We start from the raw sequence: 14,666 nt of genomic DNA, 5'->3' as shown, positions 1-14,666 counted from the left end.
GTCTCAAGCGTCGGTGTCAGGGCTTTCTGACCGGATCGAACCATTTCGAGACGTTGGGCGGCTCGTAGATGGCGTAGCGATCCAGCAGCAAGGCGGGGTCTTCTTCCACCACCAGCATGTCGCGATGCTGGGGACGGATGAATGCTTCTTCCACGGTGTGGTCGATGAATTGCATCAGGGCATCGTAGTACCCGGCGACGTTCAGCAGTCCGCAGGGCTTCTGGTGCATGCCCAGCTGCGCCCAGGTCCATACCTCGAAGAACTCTTCCAGCGTGCCGGCGCCGCCGGGCAAGGCGATGAAGCCATCTGACTTCTCCATCATCATGGCCTTGCGCTCGTGCATGTTCTGCACCATGTGCAGCTCCGTCAGCCCCAGATGCGCCTGTTCCTTCTTCAGGAGCAGTTCGGGAATCACGCCGATCACGCGGCCGCCGCCGGCCAGCACTTCATTGGCCACCACACCCATGATGCCGACGATCGATCCGCCGTACACCAGGCCCAGGTCGCGCTTGACGAGTTCGCGCGCCAGCACGCGGGCCTGCTCGATGTAGTCCGGGCGCGTGCCCGGGTTGGAGCCGCAATACACGCAGATATTCTTCAGGGTCATAAAAACGGTGGGAAATTGCCGGCCGCGTTACAGATTGCGTCACGATGCCTTTCGCGAAGCCGATAGTTTACGCAAGGTTGCGCAGGAGCCTTTTTGCGGCCGGCGCGGTCCGGCCGCGTGGCGCGGGCAATGTTTGGACACAGCATGTTCCGGCATGGCCGGTAGACTGAATATTGCGAAAACGACTGGAAGTCCAGCGTCGTGCTGCTTTCACTGACTAGAGGAGCTAACGATATGGAACAAGCAACCCGCACCCCGCAGCAAACCAAACGTCCCTTCGATATGGACGTGCAGGCGATTCGCGCCAAGGCGCGCAAGGACATCGAATCCGGCGCCATCACGGACACCTACCGCGCAGACCGCGAAACCGTGCTGAAGCTCCTGAATGAAGCGCTGGCGACCGAAGTGGTCTGTGTGCTGCGCTATAAGCGCCACTACTTCATGGCCCGCGGCCTGAATGCCGAACCCGTCGCCGCCGAGTTCGCCGAGCATGCGACGCAGGAACAGGAACACGCCGACAAGCTGGCCGAGCGTATCGTGCAGTTGGGCGGCGAGCCGGATCTGTCGCCCAAGGGGCTGCTGGAGCGCAGCCACTCGGAATACGTCGAAGGCAACACGCTGGAAGAGATGATCAAGGAAAACCTGATCGCCGAGCGGATCGCCATCGACAGCTATCGCCAGATGATCGAGTACATCGGCGAACAGGACACGACCACGCGCCGTCTGCTGGAAGAAATCCTGGCGGTTGAAGAGGAACACGCCGACGATCTGTCGGACTTCCTGGAAAAGTGACGCGGCGCTGATCCGCCAAAGCAAAACGCCGTCCCGCGCGCGATGCGCCGGACGGCGTTTGTTCTGAAGACGCCCTGGATCAGACCACGTCGGCCCAGAGATCGTATTCGTCGGAGTCGGTGACGCGCACGCGCACCATGTCGCCCGGCTGCAGGGGCTTGTCCGAACTGACGTAGACGCAGCCGTCGATTTCAGGCGCGTCGGCGGCGCTGCGGCCCACGGCACCGTCTTCGTCGACCTCGTCGATCAGCACGTCGATCTCGCGGCCCACCTTGAGCGCCAGGCGCTCAGCCGAAATGGTTTGCTGCAGCGCCATGAAACGCTCCCAGCGGTCCTGCTTGACGTCGTCCGGCACCGGATCGTCCAGCAGGTTGGCGGGCGCGCCTTCGACGGGCGAATACTGGAAACAGCCCACGCGGTCGAGCTGCGCTTCCTGCATCCAGTCCAGCAGGTACTGGAAGTCTTCCTCGGTTTCGCCGGGAAAGCCCACGATGAAGGTCGAGCGGATCGTCAGGTCCGGACAGATCTCGCGCCAGCGCTTGATGCGCGCCAGCGTCTTGTCCTCGAAGGCCGGGCGCTTCATCAGCTTCAGGATGCGCGGGCTGGCGTGCTGGAACGGGATGTCCAGGTAGGGCAGGATCTTGCCCTCGGCCATCAGCGGAATCACTTCGTCCACGTGCGGGTACGGATACACGTAGTGCAGGCGCGTCCAGACGCCCATCTCGGACAAGGCCATACAGAGCTCGGTCATGCGCGTCCTGACCGGGCGGCCGTTCCAGAACCCGCTGCGGTACTTCATGTCCACGCCGTACGCGCTGGTGTCCTGCGAGATCACCAGCAGCTCTTTGACGCCCGCCTTCACGAGCCGCTCGGCTTCGTTCAGCACGTCGCCCACGGGGCGGCTGACCAGGTCGCCGCGCATCGACGGGATGATGCAGAAGCTGCAGCGATGATTGCAGCCTTCGGAGATCTTCAGGTAGGCGTAGTGGCGCGGCGTGAGCTTGACGCCCTGCGGCGGCACCAGGTCCACGTAGGGGTTGTGGTCCGTGCGCGGGGGCGCCGCGCTGTGCACGGCGCGTACGACCTCTTCATATTGCTGAGGGCCGGTCACCGACAGCACGCTGGGGTGCACGTCGCGGATCACCGATTCTTCGACGCCCATGCAGCCGGTCACGATGACCTTGCCGTTTTCAGCAAGGGCCTCGCCGATGGCTTCCAGCGATTCGGCCTTGGCGCTGTCGATGAAGCCACAGGTGTTGACGACGACCACGTCCGCATCGTTGTACTCGGGCGTGACTTCGTAGCCTTCGGTGCGCAACTGGGTCAGGATGCGTTCGGAGTCGACCAGTGCCTTCGGACAGCCCAGCGATACGAAGCCCACGCGCGGCGCGCGGCCGGGGTTGGCCTCTTGCGCGGCGGCCGTGATGGCATCGAGCGTGGCGTTGTTGCCGTTGCTGGGGGCAGCGCCGGCGCCTTTGCCGGGGCGGGAATGTTCAATAACTTCCAATCTAATTCACCGTAGGTTCGCGCACGGGCATTCGGCGTGCGGCGGGGTCATCGTCAAAGATTCAGGGCCAGGCCGGAGCGTCCTGGGAGGACAGGTGGCGCAGCGTTTCCGGATGAAGCATGGCGACGCGCAGCAAGGTCTGCGCGGCGCCGGAGGGGTTGCGCCGGCCTTGCTCCCAATCCTGCAAGGTGCGCACGCTTACGCCCAACAACTCCGCGAAATCCGCCTGCGGCAGGCCCACGCGATTGCGCGCTTCGCTGATATGCGACGCCTGCCACCGGACGGACCGGGCAGGCGGTACAGCCTTCTTCATAACTCAATCACTGGGAGGGGGCGGTGCGGCATTCATTCGCGCCGGCGGGAGTTCGGCCGGCGGCCGCACCGATGGGGATAGCGGGGCAGCGCAGGATTATACGGCATTGCCGTAGGCGGGGATAGCACGGGATGGTGGGGCCCGTCTGGCAACGGGGGACGGAAAGCCGCGTGGAACCGGGGCCCGCGATTCAGGCCGCAGTGCGGCGATACAGCGCCAGCGTGCCCGCCAGTCCGATCAGCATGCCGCCGCAGATCCGGTTCAGCCAGCGCAGGCCGCCTGCCCGGAAGGCGCGCACCATCTGCGCACCCAGCGCCGCATAGGCCAGCATCGTCGCCACGTTCAGCAGCGCCAGCACGCCGGCCAGGATGGCGTACTGGGCGGGCAGGGGAGCGGTGGGGTTGATGAATTGGGGAAGGAAGGCCGACATGAACAGCAGGGCCTTGGGATTGGTCAGGGCCACGACGAAGCTGCGCAGGCCCAGGGCCAGCCCGGCAGGGCGCGTATCGCGGGCGCTTTCGGACGGCAGCGTCAGCGCCGCGTCCGTACGCAGGAGTTTCCAGCCCAGCCAGGCCAGGTACGCCGCGCCTACCCATTTGACGATCTGGAAGGCGACCTCGGAGGCGGCCAGGAGCACACCCAGGCCGCAGGCCACGGCGCCGATCAGGACCAGATCCGCCAGCACCGCGCCGCCCATGCCCCAGCAGGCGGCGCGCACGCCGTGGCGCGAGCCGTTGCTCATGGCGAGCAGCGTGGTGGGGCCGGGCGTGACGATGGCGACGGCAGAGGCCAGGACAAACAGCAGCAGCGTGGCGAGGGACATGACGGGGCTCCAGGGCAGGGAGCCAGTGTGCCGCGCGGGCCGCCGTCCGTCCAGGTCCGGGCTACCATAGCGGTCTTACTCTTTGATTTCGCACCATGTCCACCCGTCCTGACTCCCCCAATCTGGCCCCCCCGCTTTCTTCCGTACTTCTTGCCAGCGCGGGGGTGGTGGAGGACGTGCTCGACGGGCGCTCGCTCACGGAGGCGCTGGCCGAGGTCGATGGCGCGCTGCGTCCGGCCACGCAGGCCGTGTCGTTCCACGCGATGCGCTACCTGGGCTGGGCAGACGCCGTCGGCCGCGAGATGGTGCAGCGTTACCCCAGCGTGTTGTTCGAATCCCTGCTGCTGGTGTCGCTGACGCTGCTCAAGGAAGAGGGCGATGCGGCCGTCGCCCTGCCCGGCATGCCGGTCTACGCCCCGCACACGGTCGTCGACCAGGCGGTGACTGCGGCCGCCGGGTCGCGCGCCCTGGCGTCCTACAAGGGGATGCTCAATGCCTGCCTGCGCCGTTTCCTGCGTGAACGCGCCGCGCTGGAGGCCGCGGTGGCCGACAGCCCCGAGGCGCAATTCAATCATCCCGGCTGGTGGGTCAAACAACTTACCGTGGCCTATCCGAAGCAATGGCGCGAGATCCTGGCGGCATCCAATCTGCCCGCCCCGCTGACCTTGCGGGTCAACCGCCGCCGCGCCACCCGCGAGCAGGTGCTGGCCGCCTTTGAAGAGGCGGGCCTGGCGGCAGAAGCCGTGGGCCAGTCGGGTGTGGTGCTGGCCACGCCCAAACCGGTGACGCAGTTGCCGGGGTTTGCCGAGGGCTGGTGGTCGGTGCAGGATGCGGGCGCCCAGCTCGCGGCCGAACTGCTGGCCCCTGCCGACGGCATGCGCGTGCTGGACGCCTGCGCGGCGCCCGGGGGCAAGACGGCGCACCTGCTTGAACTTGCCGACATCGACCTGCTCGCCCTGGATGCCGACGCCGACCGTCTTGGCCGCGTAGAACAGAACCTGGAACGGCTGGGCCTGGGCGGCGGCCATGTCCGTCTGAAGGCGGCCGACGCCGCCGACCTGGACGCCTGGTGGGACGGCAAGCCCTTTGACGCCGTGCTGGCGGACGTGCCGTGCACGGCATCGGGCATTGTCCGGCGCCACCCCGACATCCGCTGGCTGCGCCGCGAAAACGACCTGCGCCGCACCGCCAGCCTGCAGACCCGGATCCTGGACGCGCTGTGGTCCACCGTGGCCCCCGGCGGCCGGCTGCTCTATGTGACGTGCTCGGTGTTCCCGATCGAAGGCACGCGCCAGGCCCTGGAATTCCTGCAGCGCCATTCCGACGCGACCCGCCTGGACGCGCCCGGCCAATTGCTGCCAGTTGCGGTCGATGCAACACCCGCGGCGCAACACGACGGGTTTTTCTACGCCTTGTTTGCCAAGCAGTCCTGAATCCCGAAGAATAGGGGCATGACGTAGTTCCGGTGCCGTATGTCCATTATTTCGCGCGTATTTCTTGGGTTGTTGCTGGTATCTGCCGTGCTTTTGACTGCGCCGGGTGGTGTGGCTCACGCGTCCGAGCCGCGCGTGACGCGCGTGGAGCCGGTGGTGCGCGACGGCAACCTGGAAATCGACGCGGACATCGAATTCGAGCTGAACCAGCAGTTGCGCGACGCCGCCCAGCGCGGCGTCGCGCTGTATTTCACGGCTGACCTGACCATCACCCGAGAACGCTGGTACTGGTTCGACGAGTCGCTGGTGGACACATCGCGCACCTGGCGTGTGGTCTATAACGCGTTGACCCGCCAGTGGCGGGCGGGCGTGGGCGAGCTGTCCTTTCCGGTGGCCTCGCTGGACGATGCCATGAGCGCCATCCGGCATATCCGCAATTGGCGGGTTGCGAAGGCCGGCGAGTTTGATGCGGGGTCGCAATACAACGGGCAGTTGCGCCTCCGGCTGGATACGTCGCTGTTGCCCAGGCCGTTTCAGGTCAACGCCCTGAACAGCAGCTCGTGGGCGCAGGCGACGCCGTGGATGGACTTCTCGTTCATGTTGGGCGACAAGGAGAAAGATCCCTCATGAGGCTTTTGCTTCGGCTGGCGCTGATGGTCGGCGCCGTGAGCGGCCTGGCGCTGCTGGGCCTCTTGGCCTGGTCCACCGGAAACGCCTCGCGTTTTGCGCGCTACTACGACACGCTGCTGGTCCTGAACGGCATCTTTGCGCTGGCGCTCTTTGTCTGGGTTGTCGCGCTGACGGTGCGGCTGGCCCGGCAGATCCGGCGCCGGCAGTTCGGCGCGCGGCTCACCGCGCGCTTTTCCCTGGCTTTCGCCCTGATCGGCGTGGTGCCCGGCGCGCTCATCTACACCGTGTCGGTGCAGTTCATGTCGCGCTCGATCGAATCCTGGTTCAACGTGCGTGTGGACACGGCGCTGGAAGCCGGCCTGAACCTGGGCCGCGCCGCGCTGGATTCGCTGCTGGCCGACCTCGACGCCCGCGCCCGCTCGATGGCCGTGGAACTGAACCGCAGCACCGACAGCGGCGTGACGCTGGCGCTGACCCGGCTGCGCGAGGCCAACGGCGTGCAGGAAGCCATGGTGTTCACGGGCAGCGGCCGGATGGTGGCGTTTTCGACCAGCCAGTACGGCCAGTTGCTGCCGGCCATGCCGCCTTCCACCGTGATGAATCAGCTGCGGTTGGCGCGCGGTTATTCCGCGGCCGAAGCCGACGATCCGGTTACCGCGGGCGCCGAAGGCGGCCTGCATCTGCGCGTGGTGATCCCGCTGAACGGTCCGGACCGCTACGACAACCTGCTGGGTCCGGCCTCTGAGCCGCGCTGGCTGCAACTGCTGCAGCCGGTGCCCGAGCAGATCGCGCACAACGCCAACCTGGTGCAGCAGGGCTTCCGGGATTACCAGGAATTGGCGCTGTCGCGGCTGGGCCTGCGCAAGCTCTATGGCATCACGCTGACGCTGGCCCTGCTGCTGGCCGCGTTTGGCGCCATCGCGGTGGCGCTGTCCCTGTCCAAGCGGCTGGTGCGCCCGCTGCTCAGCCTGGCGGGCGGCACGCAGGCGGTGGGCGTGGGCGACTACCGGCCCCTGCCCGAGCCGCCGGAACGCGACGAAGTCGGCCAGCTCACGCGGTCGTTCAACGCCATGACCCGCCAGCTCGACGAAGCGCGCCGCATGGTCGAAAGCAACCGCCAGCAGCTCGAACGCTCCAACGTCTATCTGGAAAGCGTGCTGTCCAACCTGTCTTCCGGCGTGCTGGTGTTCGACGAAGCGTTCCGCGTCACCACCGTGAACCAGGGCGCCCAGACCATCCTGGGCGCGGACCTGCGCTCGGTCATCGGCCGCCCGCTTGAAACCGCGGACGGCATGCTGGAATTTGCGAATATCGTGCGCCAGGCGTTTTCCACGCACGCGGCGGTCGGCTCCGAGCGCCAGCACTGGCAACAGCAATTTGAAATTGCGCCCGCCCAGACCGAAGGCGAGACCGCATCCCAGCCGCTGACCTTACTGGCGCGGGGCACGCACCTGCGCGTCGATGGGCGCGGCAACGGTTATCTGGTGGTGTTCGACGACATCACCGAAGTGATTTCCGCCAACCGGACCGTGGCGTGGGGCGAGGTGGCGCGCCGCCTGGCCCACGAAATCAAGAATCCGCTGACCCCGATCCAGCTCTCGGCCGAGCGCCTGGCCATGAAGCTGGAAGGCAAGCTGCCGCCCGCCGAGGCGCAGATCGTGGCGCGCTCCACCAACACGATCGTGAACCAGGTGGCGTCGCTCAAGCAGATGGTGGACGACTTCCGCGAGTATGCGCGTACGCCGCCGGCCGTCATGCAGCGCATCAATTTCAACGCGCTGGTGGCGGACGTGTTGTCGCTCTATGGCTGGGAACCCGAGGGCGCCCCGTCGCGCCTGACGGAAAAGGCCTTGAATCTGGACGTCAACCTTGGCGCCGACCTGCCCGATATCGAAGGCGATCCGACCCAGCTCCGGCAGGTGATCCACAACCTGCTTTCCAATGCGCGCGATGCGATCGCGGAACTGGGCGGGCAGGGCCGCGTCAGCGTGACGACCCAGCTCATGCGCAGCGAACAGCCTGATCGTGTGGCGCATCAGGCGCTGCGTTTCACGGTGGCGGACACGGGTCCCGGCTTCCCGCCGCAGGTCATGCAACGCGCATTTGAGCCCTACGTAACCACAAAGTCCCACGGGACTGGGTTAGGATTGGCAATCGTCCGCAAGATCGTGGAAGAGCATGGCGGACGTATCGACCTTGCCAACCGCAAGGAAGGAGGGGCGCGGATTTCCATCCTGTTGACCCGGCTCGCGCCCGGGTCCGACACTATGGACGCCACCGCGCAAGAAAAGGATAATGCGGCTACGCAATAGGTGGATGCTTTATGGCCAGAATTCTGGTGGTTGACGACGAAGTCGGTATACGCGAACTGTTGTCGGAAATCCTTTACGACGAGGGACACACGGTCGAGCTGGCCGAAAACGCGGCGCAAGCGCGCGCTGCCCGTCTTCGCATGCGTCCCGATCTGGTGTTGCTGGACATCTGGATGCCCGACACCGACGGCGTCAGCCTGCTCAAGGAGTGGGGCTCGCAAGGCTTGCTGGACATGCCTGTCATCATGATGAGCGGCCACGCCACCATCGACACGGCGGTCGAAGCCACGCGCATCGGCGCCATGGATTTCCTCGAAAAGCCCATTACGCTGCAGCGTCTGCTCAAGACCGTTGCCGCGGGCCTGGCGCGTGGCCGCGTGCCGCATGCGGCGCCCGCCGCCGCCAATCCGGCCGTCGCCAGCCCGATCGTGGCGCTGGAAGACGAACTGGATCCGCCCGCCGCGCTGTCCGCCGTGTCCGCCAACGATGTGCCGGCCACGTCCAACGGCCAGCTGGGCAGCATCTCGCTGGACCAGCCGCTGCGCGAAGCGCGCGACGAATTCGAGCGCATCTACTTTGAATACCACCTGGTCAGGGAAAGCCACAGCATGACGCGCGTGTCCGAACGTACCGGGCTGGAACGCACCCACCTCTACCGCAAGCTCAAGCAATTGGGCATCGAGTCCGCGCGCAAGCGCAGCACATGAAGATCCTGATCATGGGCGCTGGTCGCGTAGGCACCAGCGTGGCGGAAAACCTGGTGTCCGAGCAAAACGACATCACGGTCATCGATTCCGACCCCGCCCAGTTGCAATACCTGCAAGAACACTTTGACCTGCGTGTCGTCCTGGGTGACGGCTCGCAGGTTTCTGTTTTGGAAAATGCCGGCGCCGCCGACACCGATCTCTTCATCGCCTGTGCGGCGTCCGACACCGCCAACATGGTGGCGTGCAAGGTCGCGCGCCAGCTGTTCAATATCCCCCGCCGCATCGCCCGTATCCGCTCCGCTGAGTTTCCCGAGCATCCGGAACTCATGAGCGAAGAAGGCTTTTGCATCGACGCGCTCATCAGCCCCGAACGCAGCGTCACCACCTACCTGCAAAGCCTCATCGAATTCCCCGAGGCCCTGCAGGTTGTGGAATTCGCCGAAGGCCGCGTCAGTGTCGTGACCGTACGCGTGGGGCATGGCAGCCCGATGGCGCATTCGTCCGTGGACAAGCTGCGCGACGTCTGGCCGGACGTGAAGGCGCGCGTCATCGACGTCCTGCGCGACGGCCGTCCCCTGCGGGCGGGCAGCGGCACCGTCATCGCCCCGGGCGATGAAGTCGTGCTGGTCGTCGATTCCGACCACGCGCGGCGCGCCGTGCGCAAGCTGCGCGACGCTGAGCGCGCGGTGCGCCGCGTCATGATCGCCGGCGGCGGCAACATCGGCCTGCGCCTGGCGCGCCAGCTTGCCGAGGAAAAGTACAGCGTCCGCATCATCGAGCACGACCTGAAGCGCTGCGAATACCTGGCGACCCAGCTTCCGGACAGCGTGCTGATCCTGCACGGCAGCGGCACCGACGAGGCGCTGCTCGAGCGCGAGAACATCGAGGACATGGACACGTGGCTGGCCCTGACCAGCGACGACGAAGACAACATCATGTCGTCGCTGCTGGCCAAACGGTTGGGCGCGCGCAAGGTGATCGCGCTGATCAACCGCCACGCGTACGGCGAACTCATGCAGGGCAGCCACATCGACATCGCCGTGTCGCCGTCGCAGGCCACCATGAGCGAATTGTTGCGCCACGTGCGCCGCGGCGACGTGGTGGCCGTGCACCGGCTGCGCCAGGGCGTGGCCGAGGCGCTGGAGGCCATTGCCCACGGCGACCGCTCCACGTCCAAGGTGGTGGGCCGCGCGGTGGGCAAGATCAGCCTGCCCAAGGGCGCCAGCATCGGCGCGCTGGTGCGCGGCGAAGAAATCATCCTGCCGGACGCCGACACCGTCATCGAAACCGACGACCACGTCATCGTCTTCGTGCCCTCGCGCCAGCAGATGCCGCGCGTGGAAAAGCTGTTCCAGGTTTCGGCCTCGTTTTTCTGATGCGCCGCCCCGTTCACCCCTTGCGTGGGCCGCGAGCGGCCGGATAAGCCTCCATGAAGCGCGTCCTGGCCACCCTGTACATCCTGGGCCTCACCATGGTGATGTTCGCCCTCACCATGCTGATCCCGCTGTTCATCGCCTATGTGGGCGGCGACGCGGCGCGCGACGCCTTCCGCGATGGCTTCCTGATTTCCGTCGGCATCGGCGGCGGCCTGGCCGCGCTGACCCGGCGCAACCGCAGCGAATTGCGGGCGCGCGACGGCTTCGTGCTGGTGTCGGCCGTCTGGGCAGGTCTGCCGCTGCTGGCGGCCATTCCGCTGCTGCTGTACTTCCATGGCGCGGGGCTGCCGCTGTCCTTCACGGGCGCCTATTTCGAGGCGATGTCCGGGCTGACCACCACCGGCGCCACGGTCCTGACCAACCTGGACACCTTGCCGCCGTCGATCAACCTGTGGCGGGCCACGCTGATCTGGATCGGCGGCATGGGCATCCTGGTGCTGGCCGTCGCCATTCTGCCGCTGCTGGGCGTCGGCGGGCATCAGGTGGTGCGGGCCGAGACCCCGGGGCCCATGAAAGACGAGCGCCTGACGCCCCGCATCGCCAGCACGGCCAAGGCGCTGTACGCGGTCTATTTCGTGTTCTCCATCCTCTGCTTCATCGCGTACCGGCTGGCCGGGCTGTCTTGGTTCGAGGCGTGGTGCCACATGGCCACCACCATGGGGCTGGGCGGCTTTTCCACCTGGGACGACGGCTTCGCGCACTTTGACTCCGTCGCGGTCGAAATGGTGGCGATGGTGTTCATGCTGATCGCGGGCATCAACTTCGCCACGCACTTCAATGCCTTCCGCCAGCGCAGTCCGCGCGCCTATTGGCGCTGTCCGGAGGCCATTCCGTACCTGGTCGTCGTGCTGGGGGTCGGGCTGGTCATCTCGGTGTACCTCTTCATCAAGGACGTCTACACCGATCCGCTGGAAGCGCTGCGCTACGGGATGTTCAACACCATCTCCATGGCCACCACGACCGGCTATGCCAATACCGACTTCGCCCAATGGCCGCTGTTTGCGCCGCTGACGATGCTGCTGCTCTCGGGCTTTGCGACGTCGGCGGGGTCGACGGGGGGCGGGATCAAGATGATCCGCGCCATCCTGCTGATCAAGCAGGCCCGCAATGAGCTGGTCACCATGTTGCATCCGCATGCCGTCAGCCCGGTCCGGATCAACGGCCGGGCGGTGGAGACGCGCACCATGTCGTCCGTGCTGGCCTTCATGCTGTTTTACGGCCTGTCCATCGCCGTGTTCACCAGCCTGCTGCTGCTCTCGGGCCTGGACCCGATCACGGCGTTCTCGGCCGTTTTCGCCAGCGTGAACAACACCGGGCCCGGCCTGGGTCCGGTGGGCCCCATGGGCACCTTTGCGGTGCTGTCGGACTTCCAGATCTGGGTCTGCACCTTTGCGATGCTGATCGGCCGGCTGGAACTGCTGACGGTGCTGGTGCTCTTCACGCCGATCTTCTGGCGCAAATAGGCGCCGCTACGCCCCGAAATCGTCAGGGATAACCCTAATTAGGGTTATCCCGTCCCCTTTGGAAATCCCCGTCTTTTCTGGCTCCGCGGCGGGCGCTCGCCCAGAACCCGCGCCAATCCTGGGCGGTAAGCGCTTGCTTACTTTTCCTTAGAGGGGAAAACCGGATGATTCGCGATGTTGCACACAAATGTCACGATTTTCAATCGTTTTGCCACAAACCTGCGGCTATCATGCGTTCACAAGCCGCCGTCTAGTGCCCCCCGGGAGGTTGCCGGGCTTCAAGGTCGAACGGCGCATACCCTCATCAAACATTCAAAGGAGTCCGAGATGGAACAAATCCCGTTCATTTCGTCGGCCCCCAACACCCTGGGCATCGAACTCGAGCTGCAACTGATCGACCCCCGCAGTTTTGACCTTGCTGCAGCGTCTGACGAACTGTTGGCCCAAATGGCCAACCATCCTATTGCCGACCGCGTAAAACCCGAAATCACGCGGTCCATGATCGAACTGAACTCCTCGGTGCACGAGCACCCCATGGGCCTCTTGGCCGAAATGCGCGAGATGCGCGACGCCCTGGTTGAAGCCGCGGATGCGGTTGGCGTGTCGGTGGCGGGCGGAGGCGCCCATCCCTTCATGCGCTGGCAAGAGCGCTCCATCTCGGATACCCCGCGCTTCCAGTACCTGGCCGAAATGTACGGTTACCTGGCGCGTCAATTTACGGTGTTCGGCCAACACATCCATCTGGGCGTGAAAAGCGGCGACGATTCCATCAAGCTGCTGCGCCGACTCTCGCCCTACGTGCCGCACTTCATCGCGCTGACGGCGTCGTCGCCGTACTGCGAGGGGGTGGACACCCTGTTCTCGTGCTCGCGCCTGAATGCGGTCAACAGCTTTCCGCTGGCCGGCCACATGCCGCCCGAGGTCAAGGACTGGTACCAGTTTGAAGCCCACCTGTCCCAGCTTCGCGCTTTTGGTCTGGCCGAGAGCATCAAGGACTTGTACTGGGATATCCGTCCCAAGCCCGAGTTCGGCACGGTCGAAATCCGGGTCTGCGACACGCCGCTGACGGTGGAGCGCGCCTGCCAGGTGGCGGCGTTTGCCCAAGCGCTGTCCGTGCTGCTGATGCGCGAGGAAGATCCCAGCGACAACGCCTGGCTGTCCTATCGCAGCAACCACTTCCAGGCCTGCCGCTTTGGCCTGCAGGGCAGCTACGTCACGCCCGACGGGCAGCGCGTGCGCCTGATCGACCATATGCGTGCGCTGTTCCAGCGTCTGATGCCGGTGGCCGAGGAACTGGGGACGGGCGACATGATCGCCGCCTTGCGCGACGACGCCATGCGCGCCGGCAACGACGCCCGCTGGCTGCGCAGCCAGTACCATCGCCTGCGCGACTTGCCTCTGGTGGTGGAAGCCATGTCGAACGCGTGGCGCGGTACGGCGGCGCCCGTTGCGCCGCCGGCAGAGCCGACCGCGGTGCTTCGCCGCCGCATCCGGGCAACGTCCGAACCCATGCAAGGTCTGTCCGCGTCCGAGCCGGGCGTGACCGTGCCGGAACGCTTGCACTAGGCTGCGGCAGGGGTGCGTGCGAGGCCCGCTTGGCGGGCCTTTTTCACAGGCGAGGCATGCAGGCCTGCTTTCGGAGGCGCGGCATGCAGGCCTGTTTTCGGAGACCGATCTTTCAGGGCGGCTTTGCAGGCCCTGTCGTCAAAGGGTTCCGCGCTGCCGGCCGCCGATCGCGCTGATGGACAGGCGGGTTTCGCCCGCCACGGTCCGATGCGCGGCGGCGCGCCAGGCGTGGCCGTAGGCCACTTCGATACTCAAGACGATCAGGCCGTCCGCATTGCGTTGCGCTTCCAGCGCCGCGCAAAGGCGGTCGCGCCAGTCGCGTCCCACGAGTCCGCCGCGGCGGCCTTCGGCCGGGTTGCCGCCCAGGGCGCGCACATCCTGCAGCAGCTTTTCGGGGCTGCGGTAGGTCAGCGTCAGGATCTCCTGGTCCATCACCGGATCCGCAAAGCCGTTTTCCACCAGCAGGTCGCCGAAGTCGTGCATGTCCACGAAGGACGGCGTGGCCGTGCGCAGGCCGGCATCCGCCAGCGCCTGCCGCAATTCGCGCAGCGTGGCCGGTCCCAGACAGGAAAACATCGCCAGGCCGCCCACTTTCAGGATGCGGCGCCATTCGGCCAGCACGGCGTGCGGTTCGCGGTGCCAGTGCATGGCCATGTTCGACCACACCAGTTCCAGCGATTCGGGCGGCAGTCCCGTGTTGGCCAGATCGGCGTTCACGAACGCGGGGGCGGCCGGGCCGCGCCGCGCCAGCTTGCCGATCCAGGCCGACAGGCCGGCTGGCGCGTGACGCTGGCGCGCTTGCGCCAGCAAGGGCTCACAGTTGTCCAGCCCGGTGTAGGCCGCGTCGGGATAGCGTTCGCGCAGCAGCGGCAGGTTGTCGCCGGCGCCGCAACCGGCGTCCAGCATGGCCTGCGGTTGCACGCGGATGTACTGCAGGCGGCCGAGCATGCGGCGCGCCACTTCGCCATAAAGGAATTGGGCGTCGGCCAGGTCGCCGCGGCGCGCGAACTGGCGCGGCACGTCGGCGGTGACGAGGGGCAGGGAGGGGGGCGTTGCGGTTTCTGGCAGGGACATTTC

At 66.1% G+C, this 14,666-nt stretch carries 13 protein-coding genes; 8 read left to right on the top strand and 5 right to left on the bottom strand.

Going from position 1 to position 14,666, the window contains the following annotated elements; translation table 11 throughout:
• Nucleotides 1-16: 16 nt before the first annotated feature.
• A complete protein-coding gene (locus MHZ91_RS09555) occupies nt 17-607 on the bottom strand; it encodes a TIGR00730 family Rossman fold protein (RefSeq protein ID WP_175122065.1) in 591 nt (196 codons plus the stop codon).
• 234 nt (nt 608-841) lie between these two features.
• On the opposite strand from MHZ91_RS09555, the gene MHZ91_RS09550 reads away from it, so the two are divergent.
• Nucleotides 842-1,399 carry a bacterioferritin gene (locus tag MHZ91_RS09550; RefSeq protein WP_175139008.1) on the top strand — a complete coding sequence of 186 codons (558 nt, stop codon included), beginning with the start codon at nt 842-844 and terminating at the stop codon, nt 1,397-1,399.
• A 79-nt stretch (nt 1,400-1,478) separates the two neighbouring features.
• Here MHZ91_RS09550 and rimO read toward each other — a convergent pair whose 3' ends face one another.
• The 3 genes from rimO to MHZ91_RS09535 form a co-directional block, all read right to left on the bottom strand.
• A complete protein-coding gene (gene rimO, locus MHZ91_RS09545; protein ID WP_175122773.1) occupies nt 1,479-2,825 on the bottom strand; it encodes a 30S ribosomal protein S12 methylthiotransferase RimO in 1,347 nt (448 codons plus the stop codon).
• A gap of 142 nt (nt 2,826-2,967) precedes the next feature.
• The gene (locus MHZ91_RS09540) at nt 2,968-3,219 is read right to left on the bottom strand and encodes a DNA-binding transcriptional regulator (RefSeq protein WP_175122067.1); all 252 of its coding nucleotides are present in this window, start codon (nt 3,217-3,219) and stop codon (nt 2,968-2,970) included.
• Between the two features lie 190 nt (nt 3,220-3,409).
• Entirely contained in the window at nt 3,410-4,042 is a 633-nt protein-coding gene (locus MHZ91_RS09535; RefSeq protein ID WP_239213435.1) for a LysE family translocator, read from the bottom strand.
• Between the two features lie 95 nt (nt 4,043-4,137).
• Here MHZ91_RS09535 and rsmB point away from each other — a divergent pair, with 95 nt between their 5' ends.
• From rsmB to MHZ91_RS09500, 7 genes are all read left to right on the top strand, one after another.
• Nucleotides 4,138-5,475, top strand: a complete 1,338-nt coding sequence (rsmB, locus tag MHZ91_RS09530; RefSeq protein ID WP_239213433.1) for a 16S rRNA (cytosine(967)-C(5))-methyltransferase RsmB — start codon at nt 4,138-4,140, stop codon at nt 5,473-5,475.
• A 39-nt stretch (nt 5,476-5,514) separates the two neighbouring features.
• Nucleotides 5,515-6,105: a DUF4390 domain-containing protein gene (locus MHZ91_RS09525; protein ID WP_175122070.1), complete on the top strand. Its 591-nt coding sequence runs from the start codon at nt 5,515-5,517 to the stop codon at nt 6,103-6,105.
• The gene (locus MHZ91_RS09520; protein ID WP_175122071.1) at nt 6,102-8,417 is read left to right on the top strand and encodes an ATP-binding protein; all 2,316 of its coding nucleotides are present in this window, start codon (nt 6,102-6,104) and stop codon (nt 8,415-8,417) included. The genes MHZ91_RS09525 and MHZ91_RS09520 overlap by 4 nt, the downstream gene beginning before the upstream one ends.
• Before the next feature lie 11 nt (nt 8,418-8,428).
• Nucleotides 8,429-9,124: a response regulator gene (locus MHZ91_RS09515; protein WP_175139011.1), complete on the top strand. Its 696-nt coding sequence runs from the start codon at nt 8,429-8,431 to the stop codon at nt 9,122-9,124.
• A complete protein-coding gene (trkA, locus tag MHZ91_RS09510) occupies nt 9,121-10,500 on the top strand; it encodes a Trk system potassium transporter TrkA (RefSeq protein ID WP_175122073.1) in 1,380 nt (459 codons plus the stop codon). Before MHZ91_RS09515 ends, trkA begins: the two co-directional genes overlap by 4 nt.
• Before the next feature lie 53 nt (nt 10,501-10,553).
• The gene (locus MHZ91_RS09505) at nt 10,554-12,023 is read left to right on the top strand and encodes a TrkH family potassium uptake protein (protein WP_191578419.1); all 1,470 of its coding nucleotides are present in this window, start codon (nt 10,554-10,556) and stop codon (nt 12,021-12,023) included.
• A gap of 327 nt (nt 12,024-12,350) precedes the next feature.
• Nucleotides 12,351-13,589 carry a YbdK family carboxylate-amine ligase gene (locus MHZ91_RS09500; RefSeq protein ID WP_175122075.1) on the top strand — a complete coding sequence of 413 codons (1,239 nt, stop codon included), beginning with the start codon at nt 12,351-12,353 and terminating at the stop codon, nt 13,587-13,589.
• Nucleotides 13,590-13,727: 138 nt separating this feature from the next.
• Here the strand turns inward: MHZ91_RS09500 and MHZ91_RS09495 are convergent, their stop codons facing one another.
• Entirely contained in the window at nt 13,728-14,663 is a 936-nt protein-coding gene (locus MHZ91_RS09495) for a methyltransferase domain-containing protein (protein WP_239213431.1), read from the bottom strand.
• Between the last annotated feature and the right edge of the window lie 3 nt (nt 14,664-14,666).

The organism is Achromobacter sp. ACRQX (genome assembly GCF_022346505.1).
GTDB lineage: Bacteria > Pseudomonadota > Gammaproteobacteria > Burkholderiales > Burkholderiaceae_B > Achromobacter > Achromobacter animicus.
The sequence above is the reverse complement of the archived record's forward strand: the minus strand, read 5'-3'. Positions and strand labels throughout refer to the sequence as shown.

Bases quoted from the DNA above. Each gene is read 5' to 3' on its own strand.
- MHZ91_RS09555 (WP_175122065.1), bottom strand. From the start codon at position 607: ATGACCCTGAAGAATATCTGCGTGTATTGCGGCTCCAACCCGGGCACG.
- MHZ91_RS09550 (WP_175139008.1), top strand. From the start codon at position 842: ATGGAACAAGCAACCCGCACCCCGCAGCAAACCAAACGTCCCTTCGAT.
- MHZ91_RS09540 (WP_175122067.1), bottom strand. From the start codon at position 3,219: ATGAAGAAGGCTGTACCGCCTGCCCGGTCCGTCCGGTGGCAGGCGTCG.
- MHZ91_RS09535 (WP_239213435.1), bottom strand. From the start codon at position 4,042: ATGTCCCTCGCCACGCTGCTGCTGTTTGTCCTGGCCTCTGCCGTCGCC.
- rsmB (WP_239213433.1), top strand. From the start codon at position 4,138: ATGTCCACCCGTCCTGACTCCCCCAATCTGGCCCCCCCGCTTTCTTCC.
- MHZ91_RS09525 (WP_175122070.1), top strand. From the start codon at position 5,515: ATGTCCATTATTTCGCGCGTATTTCTTGGGTTGTTGCTGGTATCTGCC.
- MHZ91_RS09520 (WP_175122071.1), top strand. From the start codon at position 6,102: ATGAGGCTTTTGCTTCGGCTGGCGCTGATGGTCGGCGCCGTGAGCGGC.
- MHZ91_RS09515 (WP_175139011.1), top strand. From the start codon at position 8,429: ATGGCCAGAATTCTGGTGGTTGACGACGAAGTCGGTATACGCGAACTG.
- trkA (WP_175122073.1), top strand. From the start codon at position 9,121: ATGAAGATCCTGATCATGGGCGCTGGTCGCGTAGGCACCAGCGTGGCG.
- MHZ91_RS09505 (WP_191578419.1), top strand. From the start codon at position 10,554: ATGAAGCGCGTCCTGGCCACCCTGTACATCCTGGGCCTCACCATGGTG.
- MHZ91_RS09500 (WP_175122075.1), top strand. From the start codon at position 12,351: ATGGAACAAATCCCGTTCATTTCGTCGGCCCCCAACACCCTGGGCATC.
- MHZ91_RS09495 (WP_239213431.1), bottom strand. From the start codon at position 14,663: ATGTCCCTGCCAGAAACCGCAACGCCCCCCTCCCTGCCCCTCGTCACC.